This is a genomic window from Achromobacter sp. 1011811831 (assembly GCF_059760905.1).
The window spans coordinates 26,576-37,259 of sequence record NZ_JCBANG010000066.1 but is presented as its reverse complement, the minus strand read 5'-3'; the positions used below and the strand labels follow the sequence as shown (position 1 = coordinate 37,259).

General features: G+C 71.3%; 9 protein-coding genes. 5 read left to right on the top strand and 4 right to left on the bottom strand.

The genetic code is table 11. The features are described from left to right. Positions 1-66 precede the first annotated feature (66 nt). Positions 67-1,923: a phosphoenolpyruvate carboxykinase (GTP) gene (locus AC6LJ9_RS21830; protein ID WP_392409527.1), complete on the bottom strand. Its 1,857-nt coding sequence runs from the start codon at positions 1,921-1,923 to the stop codon at positions 67-69. 244 nt (positions 1,924-2,167) lie between these two features. Next, positions 2,168-3,058 carry a LysR family transcriptional regulator gene (locus AC6LJ9_RS21825; protein WP_498149167.1) on the bottom strand — a complete coding sequence of 297 codons (891 nt, stop codon included), beginning with the start codon at positions 3,056-3,058 and terminating at the stop codon, positions 2,168-2,170. Between the two features lie 188 nt (positions 3,059-3,246). On the opposite strand from AC6LJ9_RS21825, the gene AC6LJ9_RS21820 reads away from it, so the two are divergent. The 5 genes from AC6LJ9_RS21820 (at position 3,247) to AC6LJ9_RS21800 (ending at position 8,950) form a co-directional block, all read left to right on the top strand. Beyond that, positions 3,247-4,779 (top strand): MFS transporter, encoded by a 1,533-nt coding sequence (locus AC6LJ9_RS21820; RefSeq protein ID WP_498149166.1) that lies wholly within the window; start codon positions 3,247-3,249, stop codon positions 4,777-4,779. Between the two features lie 38 nt (positions 4,780-4,817). Further along, the gene (locus AC6LJ9_RS21815) at positions 4,818-6,212 is read left to right on the top strand and encodes an MATE family efflux transporter (RefSeq protein ID WP_498149165.1); all 1,395 of its coding nucleotides are present in this window, start codon (positions 4,818-4,820) and stop codon (positions 6,210-6,212) included. Positions 6,213-6,299: 87 nt separating this feature from the next. After that, positions 6,300-7,577, top strand: a complete 1,278-nt coding sequence (gene ertE, locus AC6LJ9_RS21810; RefSeq protein ID WP_498149164.1) for an N-carbamyl-l-glutamate amidohydrolase ErtE — start codon at positions 6,300-6,302, stop codon at positions 7,575-7,577. 108 nt (positions 7,578-7,685) lie between these two features. Further along, positions 7,686-8,024 (top strand): thioredoxin family protein, encoded by a 339-nt coding sequence (locus AC6LJ9_RS21805; protein ID WP_103276425.1) that lies wholly within the window; start codon positions 7,686-7,688, stop codon positions 8,022-8,024. Continuing rightward, the gene (locus tag AC6LJ9_RS21800; RefSeq protein ID WP_212318275.1) at positions 8,021-8,950 is read left to right on the top strand and encodes a DMT family transporter; all 930 of its coding nucleotides are present in this window, start codon (positions 8,021-8,023) and stop codon (positions 8,948-8,950) included. The genes AC6LJ9_RS21805 and AC6LJ9_RS21800 overlap by 4 nt, the downstream gene beginning before the upstream one ends. Before the next feature lie 38 nt (positions 8,951-8,988). Here the strand turns inward: AC6LJ9_RS21800 and AC6LJ9_RS21795 are convergent, their stop codons facing one another. Beyond that, positions 8,989-9,882 (bottom strand): DMT family transporter, encoded by an 894-nt coding sequence (locus AC6LJ9_RS21795; protein WP_498149163.1) that lies wholly within the window; start codon positions 9,880-9,882, stop codon positions 8,989-8,991. After that, positions 9,873-10,601 carry a GNAT family N-acetyltransferase gene (locus AC6LJ9_RS21790; protein ID WP_498149162.1) on the bottom strand — a complete coding sequence of 243 codons (729 nt, stop codon included), beginning with the start codon at positions 10,599-10,601 and terminating at the stop codon, positions 9,873-9,875. The genes AC6LJ9_RS21795 and AC6LJ9_RS21790 overlap by 10 nt, the downstream gene beginning before the upstream one ends. Positions 10,602-10,684: the final 83 nt, after the last annotated feature.

The window sequence follows — 10,684 nt, the reverse complement described above, 5'->3', positions numbered from 1 at the left end:
ACCCGGCGCAAGCCGGGTCGCGGACGCTGCGCAGGCGGGAAGTGAAGCAGACGCCGGCCGCCTGAATCAGGCCGCCAGCCGCCCCTCGATCTTGACCTTGGTGGCCGGCAGGTCTTCGGGCAGGCGCTGCGCCAGCTGGCCGAACAGCTCGCCGTGCAGGGCCAGCTCGGCGCGCCAGGCGCCCTCGTCCACCGACATGATCTGCTCGAACTTGTCCGGCGTGAACTCCAGCCCGGTCCAGTCGATGTCCTGGTAGCTGGGCGACACGCCGAACACCTGGTCCACGCCCTGGGCCTGGCCGTCGATGCGGCCCAGCATCCAGCGCAGCACGCGCATGTTCTCGCCGAAGCCCGGCCAGACGAACTTGCCGTCCGGCCCCTTGCGGAACCAGTTCACGCAATAGATGCGCGGCAGCGTGGCGCCGGCCGCTTCCAGGCGCTTGCCCAGCTGCAGCCAATGGTTGAAGTAGTCGCTCATGTTGTAGCCGCAGAACGGCAGCATGGCGAAGGGATCGCGCCGCACCACGCCCTGCTGGCCCACGGCCGCGGCGGTGGTTTCCGAGCCCATGGTGGCGGCCATGTACACGCCTTCGACCCAGTTGCGGGCCTCGGTCACCAGCGGCACCGTGGTGGAACGGCGGCCGCCGAAGATGAAGGCGTCGATCACCACGCCTTCGGGGTTTTCCCATTCCGGATCGATCGACGGGCATTGCGCGGCCGGCGCCGTGAAGCGCGCGTTCGGATGCGCGGCCTTGCGGCCGGTCTGCTGCGCGATGGCGGGCGTCCAGTCCTGGCCCTGCCAGTCGATCAGGTGCTCGGGCGGCGTCTGGGTCATGCCTTCCCACCAGACGTCGCCGTCGTCGGTCAGCGCCACGTTGGTGAAGATGACGTTGGCCTTGAGCGTGGCCATGGCGTTGTAGTTGGTCAGCTCGCTGGTGCCCGGCGCCACGCCGAAATAGCCGGCCTCGGGATTGATGGCGTGCAGGCGGCCGTCGGCGCCCGGCTTGATCCAGGCGATGTCGTCGCCGATGGTGCTGACCTTCCAGCCGTCCATGCCCTGCGGCGGGATCAGCATGGCGAAGTTGGTCTTGCCGCAGGCCGACGGGAAGGCCGCCGCGACGTGGTACTTGCGGCCCTTGGGCGAGGTCACGCCCAGGATCAGCATGTGCTCGGCCAGCCAGCCCTGGTCGCGGCCCATGGTGGACGCGATGCGCAGCGCGAAGCACTTCTTGCCCAGCAGCGCGTTGCCGCCGTAGCCCGAGCCGAAGCTCCAGATCTCGCGCGTCTTGGGGTAGTGGACGATGTACTTGGTGGGATTGCAGGGCCAGGCCACGTCGGCCTCGCCGTCCGCCAGCGGCTTGCCCACCGAATGCACGCAGGGCACGAAGTCGCCGTCGGCGCCCAGCACGTCATAGACCTGCTTGCCCATGCGCGTCATGATGCGCATGTTGACGACCACGTAGGGGCTGTCGGACAGTTCGACGCCGATGTGCGCGATGTCCGAGCCCAGCGGGCCCATCGAGAACGGCACCACGTACAGCGTGCGGCCGCGCATGGCACCGTCGAACAGGCCGTCGAGCGTGGCGCGCATCTCGGCGGGATCGGCCCAGTTGTTGGTGGGGCCGGCGTCCTCGGCGCGGTCGGAACAGATGAAGGTGCGGTCCTCGACGCGGGCCACGTCGGACGGGTCGGAACAGGCCAGGAACGAATTAGGCCGTTTGGCGGGGTTCAGGCGGCGCATGGTGCCGGACTGCACCATCTGCTCGCACAGGCGGTCGTATTCCTGTTGCGAGCCGTCGCACCAGACCACCCGGTCGGGCTTGGCCAGCGCGACGACGCGGGCGACCCAGTCGATCAGTCCGCGGTGCTTCACATAGGCGGGCACGTTCAAGGCCGCCAGGCCCCCTTCCAAAGGCGTATTCATCGGGGTCTACTCCCTGCTTGTATTGGTGATGCTGCCAAGTGATACGGCCCCGTTCGGATAGGGGCCGTATGCGTTTGCGCCATCATACTTGCAGCGCCGGGCAGCCCGTCAACCCGCCCACATGGAGGAGTTTGTCACCGATTGAGACGCCTCAAACAAGCGCCACGGCAAGCTTGGGTCGGGCTCGCGCCCACGCGCCGCGCGCATGCGGCGGCGCGGCAATTCAGCGTCCGGCTGGCGCCCCTCACCCCTGCCGCAAGCGCTCGGCCAGAAAGTCCACGAACACGCGCAGCTTGGGCAAGGCATGCCGTGTTGCGGGCCACAGCAGCGAGAAGCGACCGCCCTCCTCGGCCCAGTCCGCCAAGGTCTCGACCAGCTTGCCGTCATGCAGCAATTGGCGCACGGCGAAGTCCGGCACATAGGCCAGGCCCAGTCCGGCCTCGGCGGCGCCCACCAGCGCCTCCACATTATTGAAGGCCAGCGCGGTGCGCAGCGGCGGCGCGGCGTCTTCCTGCGCGCCGCTGAATCGCCATTCCTGCAATTGCCCGTCGCCCGCATGGCGGAACGCCAGCCGCGCGTGTTCGCCCAGATCGACGGGCTTGAGCGGCGCGCCGCGCGCCGCCAGATAGGCCGGCGACGCCACCACCGCGAAGCGATAGGCGCCCAACGGCCGCGCCTTCAGGCGCGAATCGGCGAAGCTGCCGCTGCGCATGGCCACGTCCACCCCCTCGCCGATCAGGTCGACGATGCGGTCGCTGAAGTCCAGGTCCAGCTCGATCTCGGGATAGCGCCGAGTGAACTCGGGCAGCAGCGGCACCAGCATGCGATAACCGATGGCGGGCAGGCTGACGCGCAGCCGCCCGCGCGGCGACTGCCGGCCCCGCGTCACTTCGGCCTCGGCCTCTTCCAGCTCGCGGACGATGCGGGCGCAGCGTTCCAGGAACAGCTCGCCCTCCTCCGTCAGGCTGATGCGGCGCGTGCTGCGGTTGAGCAGGCGCACGCCCAGCCCGTCCTCCAGCCGCGCCACGCTCTTGCCCACCGCCGACGCCGAGATGCCCAGCTGCGCGCCGGCCGCCACATAGCTGCGCAGGCGCGCCGCGTGCACGAAGGCCAGGATTCCGCTCAGGCTTTCCATCGCTGCTCCTTCAGGAATGTCCAGGTCTTGCCGCGCCGGCCCGACCAGGCCTGGTTGATTTGGCCCTGGGCAATAAAGGAAATTTTGTCCTTTCAATGCGTCACTAAGACCTATTTTTCATTAATTGCGGCAATTTTATCCTTCTTGACCTTATCCACTCGATCACGCGGCCCGGCCGCGCCATAACCATGCCCCGCTCTTGCCCACCCCCGGAGCCCGCCCGCGCCTGGACCCTGCTGGCCGTCTGCACGGCCGCGCTGATATTGCCGTTGAGCTTCGCCGGCGGGGCGCTGGCCACGCCCGCCATCGGCCGCGACCTGGGCGGCGGCCCGCAGGCGCTGGCCTGGATCACCAATGCCTTCATGCTCAGCTTCGGCAGCCTGCTGATGGCTGCCGGCGCGCTGGCCGACGCCTGCGGCCACAAGCGCGTGTTCCTGGGCGGCGTGGGTCTGTTCGTGCTGATGTCGCTGGCGCTGGGCCTGGCGCCCGACACGATCTGGCTGGACGCGCTGCGCGCCGTGCAGGGCGCGGCCGCAGCCGCCGCGCTGGCCGGCGGCTCGGCGGCGCTGGGCCAGGCCTATCCCGACCAGGGCCGCACGCGCGCCTTCAGCCTGCTCGGCACCAGCTTCGGCGTGGGCCTGGCCGCCGGGCCGGTGCTGGCCGGGGCACTGCTGGACACACTGGGCTGGCGGGCGGTGTTCCTGTCGAGCGCGCTGGTCGGCGCGGTCGCGCTGGCGATCGCCGCGCCCACGCTGCGCGAATCGCGCGACCCTCGGGCAGCCGGCCTGGACTGGCGCGGCACGTTCGGCTTCACCGCCGCGCTGGCCTTGCTCACCTGGGGCATCCTGCAAGCGCCCGGCCGCGACTTGACGGACGCGCGCGTGCTGGCGCCGCTGGCCGGCGCCCTGCTATGCGCGCTGCTGTTCGTGCGCATCGAGCGCCGCGTCGCGCGGCCCATGCTGGATCTGTCCTTGTTCCGCCATCCGCGCTTCGTCGGCGTGCAGGCGCTGCCGGTGGCGACCTGCTATTGCTACGTGGTGCTGCTGGTGTTGATGCCGATGCGCTTCATCGGCATCGACGGCCTCGGCGAAATCCAGGCCGGGCTGGCCACCGCCGCGCTGTCCCTGCCCATGCTGTTCATGCCCAGCGTGGCCGCGTGGCTGGCGCGCAGCGCCTCGCCCGGCCTGATCTCGGCCCTCGGCCTGCTCGCGGCCGCCGCCGGCCTGTGGTGGCTCGGCGCGGTCGACATCCGCGCCTCGGCGCTGGCCGCCGTCTGGCCCATGCTGTTGATCGGCGCGGGCGCCGGCCTGCCCTGGGGCCTGATGGACGGCCTGGCCATGAGCGTGGCGCCGCCCGAACGCGCCGGCATGGCCGCCGGCATCTTCAGCACCACCCGCGTCGCCGGCGAAGGCATCGCGCTGGCCAGCGTCAACGCGCTGCTGGCCGGCCTGATCCGCCACCGGCTGGACGCCATCGACGGCCTGTCGCAGGTCGCCGTCTCGGCGCAATACCTGGCCGCCGGCGATCTGACCGGCGCGCTGGCACTGAATCCACACGCCGCGGCGCTGCTGCCGCAGGCCTATGACGACGCGTTCCGCTGGCTGCTGCACGCGCTCATCGTCATCACGCTGGCCGGCGCGGCGGCGGCGGCAAGCCTGCTGCGCGAGCCTCCCGACCGGCGCGGCGCGGGCATGACAGGCGCCGGCGCGGGCAACGATTAAGATTCGGGGTTGCCGCAAGGAAGTACCCAAGGATGCGCATGCCCCCGCCCCAACCCATGCCGAACCGCAGCGCATGGAAACCTGAAATCGTCGCCACGCTGATGCTCGCCCTGCCGCTGGTGCTGAGCAACCTGGCCCAGATCGCCATGACCGTCACCGATGTGATGTTCATCGGCCGCCTGGGCTCGCAGCAGCTGGCCGCCAGCGCGCTGGGCGCCAACCTGTATTCGGCCATCGCCTTCTTCGCGCTGGGCCTGGTCAGCGCCACCGCGCCCATGGCCGCGCGCGCCGAAGGCGCGCGGCGCAACGCCGTGCGCGACGTGCGGCTGACGGTGCGCCAGGGGTTGTGGACCGCCGTGCTGATCTCGCTGCCGGGCTGCCTGGCGCTGTGGCACGGCGAACAGATCCTGCTGCTGCTGCGCCAGCCGCCCGAGCTGGCAGCGCTGGCCGGTGAATACCTGCGCGCCCTGCTCTGGGCCATGCCGCCGTTCCTGGGCTTCCTGGTGCTGCGTTCATTCCTGGCCGCGCTGCAAAAGCCGCGCTGGGCCTTCATCGTGGCGGTAGCGGGCATCGGGTTCAACGTGTTCGGCAACTGGGTGCTGGTGTTCGGCAACCTGGGCGCGCCCGCCCTGGGCCTGGTCGGCGCGGGCGTGGCCAGCGCGCTGGCCAGCCTGTGCCTGTTCCTGGGCCTGGCGCTGGTGGTGCTGCGCGACCGACGCTTCCGCCGCTACCGGCTGTTCGGCGATCTGCTGCAACCGGACTGGCAACGGCTGGCCGCGTTCTGGAAGCTGGGCCTGCCCATCGGCGTGGCCACCGCCTTCGAGGTCACCATCTTCAACGCCGCCGCCTTCCTGATCGGCTGGCTGGGCGAAGCGGAGCTGGCCGCGCACGCCATCGCCATCCAGATCGCCAGCGTGACCTTCATGATTCCCTACGGCGTGGCGCAGGCCGCGACCGTGCGCGTCAGCCACGCGCAGGGCGCCGGCGATGCGTCCGGCGTGGCGCGCGCGGGCTGGAGCGCGTTCGGGCTGGGCATCGGCTCCATGGCCATCGCCGCGCTGCTGATGGTCACGGTGCCCTATCTGCTGGTGTCGGCCTTCATGGACGTGCGCGACCCGGCCAACGCCCGCGTGCTGGGCTTCGCGGTCGGCTACCTGGCCGTGGCCGCGATATTCCAGATCGTCGACGGCGCGCAGGTGCTGGGCGCGGGCATGCTGCGCGGCCTGCACGATACTCGCGTGCCCATGGTCTACGCCGCGATCGGCTATTGGGGCGTGGGCCTGCCCAGCGGCGCCTGGCTGGCCTTCGAGGCGGGCTGGCGCGGCGTGGGCATCTGGAGCGGGCTGGCGATCGGCCTGACCGTGGTGGCGGTGCTGATGGTGCAGCGCTGGACGCGGCGCGAGCGCCTGGGGCTGGTGGCGCGCGCGGCCTGACGTCCACGCACCGGCCCATGCGCGAAGGCGCGCGCGGCCGCCGCGGACCTGCGTGCCATAATCGGCCGAGCGTCATCTGGAAGCCTCATGCCCGCCACCCCTGCCCCCACCTTTCCGCCGCTGAACGCCGAGCGTCTCTGGTCCCGCGTCGAAACCCTGTCCCGCTACACCCTGCCCGGCCAGCCCTGGACGCGGCGCGCCTTCTCGCCGCTGTTCGATGAAGCGCGCGCCTGGCTGCGCCAGGAGTTCCAGGCCGCCGGCCTTGCCACGCGGCTGGACGCCGGCGGCAACCTGGTCGGCGCGCGCGCCGGCGGCGATCCCGCGCGCAAGCCCATCGTCACCGGCTCGCACTGCGACACCGTGCTGAGCGGCGGCCGCTACGACGGCATCATCGGCGTGCTGGCGGGCATCGAGGTCGCGCACACGCTGAACGAGCACGGCATCGCGCTCAAGCATCCCTTCGAGGTCATCGACTTCCTGTCCGAGGAGCCGAGCGACTACGGCATTTCCTGCGTCGGCAGCCGCGCGCTCAGCGGCAAGCTCGACGCGGCCATGCTGGCCGCGCGCAATCCCGAAGGCGAAACCCTGGCGCAGGCCATTGCCCGCATCGGCGGCGACCCGGCCGCGCTGACCGCGCCGCTGCGCCCGGCCGGCGGCACCGCCGCCTTCGTCGAGCTGCACATCGAACAGGGCCCGGTGCTGGAAGCGCGCGGCCTGCCCATCGGCGTGGTCACCAACATCGTCGGCATCCGCCGCGTGCAGATCACGGTCGAAGGCCAGCCCGACCACGCCGGCACCACGCCCATGGACATCCGCCGCGACGCGCTGGTCGGCGCGGCCCGCATCATCGACGGCGCGCATCGCCAGGCCAGCGCGGCCAGCGGCAAGCCCCATTACGTGGTCGCCACCGTGGGTCGGCTGTCGCTGACGCCGAACGCCGCCAACGCCGTACCCGGCCGCGTCGAGCTGACGCTGGAGATGCGCAGCGACAGCGACGCGGTGCTGGACGCGTTCCCCGAGACCCTGATGGCCGGCGTGGCCGAGGATCTCAAGGCGCTGCGCCTGAGCGCGAGCTTCATCGAACTCAGCCGCGCCCGGCCCACCGACTGCGCGCCGCTGGTGATGGACGCGGTGCAGGCCGCCGCCGGCCGGCTCGGCTACGACACGATGCGCCTGCCCAGCGGCGCGGGCCACGACGCCATGTACATGGCGCCCACCGGCCCGGCCGGCATGATCTTCATCCCCTGCCTGAACGGCCGCAGCCATTGCCCGGAAGAATGGATCGAGCCATCGCAGCTGCTGGACGGCACGCGCGTGCTGTACGAGACGGTGCTGGAGCTGGACCGGGTGCTGTCCTCGCGCTGAACGCGCGCGCCTGAGTCCCCGGCCGCGTCCGGGTTATGCGGCATGGCCGGCCCCCGCGCTGCCATAATGTGCGGCATCGCGCCCTCGCCGCGCCCGCCTCTTGCGACCATGGACCAGATCGAACTGAACGACGGCAACGCCGACCGCTATCTGCTGGACACGCCCGGCCTGTCCCTGCTGGTGTTCCACAGCCGCACCTGTGGCACCTGCCGCATCGCGCGCCAGGAACTGCCCTGGCTGGAACTGCCGCCGGTGCAACGCGTGTGCTGGATCGACGCTGGCGAGAACGGCGGCCTGGTCGAGCGCTATGAAGTCTTCCACCTGCCGTCCATGTTCCTGGTGCGCGACGGCGCCTTCTACGGTCCGGTGCAGGCCAGCCTGGCCGAATGGGACCTGCGCCAGCAGATCAGCCTGGCCCTGGACAGCTATCCGGCGGAACTGCCGTGACGGCCCCCGCCCCGCGCCGTCCGCTGGACGCGCTGGCCACGGGATCCATGCTGCTGCTGTGCCTGTGCTGGGGCTTCCAGCAGATCGCCATCAAGCTGGTGGCGGCCGACGTGGCGCCCATCATGCAGATCGGCCTGCGCTCGGCTTTCGCCGCGCTGGTGCTGGGCGTCGTGATGTGGCGCCAGGCCGGCACGCGGGCGCTGGCCGACGGCACCGCGCCGGCCGGACTGGCGGTGGGCCTGCTGTTCGCCGTGGAATTCCTGTTCGTGGCGCAGGGCCTGCTCTACACCACGGCCTCGCACATGTCGGTGTTCCTGTACACCGCACCGGTGTTCGCCGCGCTGGGCCTGCACTGGCTGCTGCCGGAAGAGCGCCTGACGCCGCTGCAATGGCTGGGCGTGGCGATCGCCTTCGCCGGCATCGCCGTGGCCTTCCTGGGCAAGGGCGGCCAGCAGGCCGCCAGCAACATGCTGCTGGGCGATGCGATGGGACTGATGGCCGGCCTGCTGTGGGGCGCGACCACGGTGCTGATCCGCAAGACGGCGCTGTCGGAAGCGCCGGCTGCCAAGACCCTGTTCTATCAGATGGCGGTGGCCGCCGTGCTGCTGCTGGCCTATGCCGCCGCCACCGGCCAGGCCGGTTTCCGCTACAGCGCCGCCGCGGTGCTGAGCGTGTCATTCCAGGCCGTGGCCGTGGCGCTGACCAGCTATCTGGCCTGGTTCTGGCTGCTGCGCCGCTACCTGGCGTCGCGCCTGTCGATCCTGTCGTTCATGACGCCGCTGTTCGGCGTGTCGTTCGGCGTGCTGATCCTGGATGAACCGCTGGACGCGGCCTTCGTGCTGGGCGCGCTGCTGGTGCTGGGCGGCATCCTGCTGGTCAGCGGCTCGGCGCTGCTGCGCGAGAAACTGCGCGGCCGGACGCGCTGAGGCAGGCCCGCGCGGCCAGCATCCCCCCTTTTGCCTGCTCAGGCGCGGCGCGCCGCCGCGCCAACCGATCCCAGCACCGTCAGCGCCGCGCCCGCCAGCACCAGCGCGAAACCCCACCAGTCCTGGGCGACCGGCCGGTCGCCCACCAGCGCCATGGCGCCCAGCACGCCCACCACCGGCACCGCCAGCGTGGTCAGCGAGGCCGTGGTCGCGCTGATGCGCTCGCTCAGCACGAACCACAGCAAGTACGCCACCGCCGTGCCCAGCACGATATGAAACGTCAGCGCCCCCGCGACCCGGGCGCTCCAGCCCCGCAGCGGAAACGATTCGCCCGCCAGCAGCATGCCGGCCAGCGCGCAAAGCGCCCCGATCGACAATTGCCAGGCCGTGACGACGGCGCGGTCGCCCGGCGCGGGCCAGCGCTTCAGGCAGACCGTGCCGGCGGCCCAGCCGAAGGCGGCGGTCAAGGGGAACACCAGTCCGCGCAACGCGGACGGATCGGTGCCGGACGCCGCCGCCCGCAGCGCCGGCCAGGCCAGCACCGCCACGCCCAATCCGCCCAGCAGCAGCGCCAGGGCCCGGCGGCCATCCAGCCGCTCGCCCAGCACGAAGCGGGCCAGCAACGCCGACATCATCGGCATGGTAAAGGTCAGCACCGCCGCGCGGGCGGTGCTGGTGCTGAGCTGGGCCCAGGCCACGGCCAGGTTGAAGACCGCGATCGACAGCAGGCCGCCGGCCACGATGCCGGGCCAGGCGGCGCGCGCGGGCAGGATGTCGGCGCGCCGCAGCCGCGCCAGCAGGAACAGCAGCAGCGCGCCGCTGCCCAGGCCCAGCAGCCGCAGCGTGAACGGCGGCAGCAGCGACAGGCTGATCTTCACCGCCGGCCAGTTCAACCCCCAGAACAGGGCCAGCGCAACAGGGATCAGGCGCAAGCGGCGCGCTCCCGCGCGATCAGCTCGGCCAGGCCGACGCGCTGTCCGCCTTCCGCGTCGAAGTTACCGGGGCTCAGCCAGCGCTCGTAGGCCGCGCGCAGCGCCGGCCATTCGCTGTCGATGATGGAGAACCAGGCCGTGTCGCGGCTGCGGCCCTTGTAGACCACGGCCTGGCGGAACACGCCCTCGAACTCGAAACCCAGCCGCGCGGCGGCAGTGCGCGACGGCGCGTTGAGGCTGTCGCACTTCCATTCGTAGCGCCGGTAGCCCAGCTCGTCGAACACGCGCCGCATCAGCAGGAACTGCGCCTCGGTGGAAATGCGCGTGCGCTTGAGCAGCGGCGAAAAGCTGACGAAACCTACCTCGATCACGCCGTTGGCCGGGTCGATGCGCATCAGCGACAGCGTGCCCACGGCCTTGCCGCTGGCCAGGTCGATGACGGCGTGGTGCAAGGGATCCTGCCCGGCCTCGGCGCGCTCGGCGAAGGCGCGGTACTCGGCCTCGCTGGCGAAGGGGCCGACCGACATATAGGTCCAGTCGCGGCCGTCCTGCGCCTGGCTGAAGGCCTGGTACAGCTCGGCGGCGTGGCGCGCCGCCGACAGCGGCTCCAGCCGGCAGTAGCGACCCACGGCCGGCGTCAGCGGCGGGCGCGGACGCGCCGTCCAGTCCGCCACGTCGGCGCCGATGGGTTGTTGGAAAGCATTGACTCGGGCTTGCATCGCGTGGCGCCTCTTCCGGTTTGGCCCGCGCCGCCGCCGGTGGCGGACGCGTTCGGCATATGCGCAAGATAAAGGAATCGTGG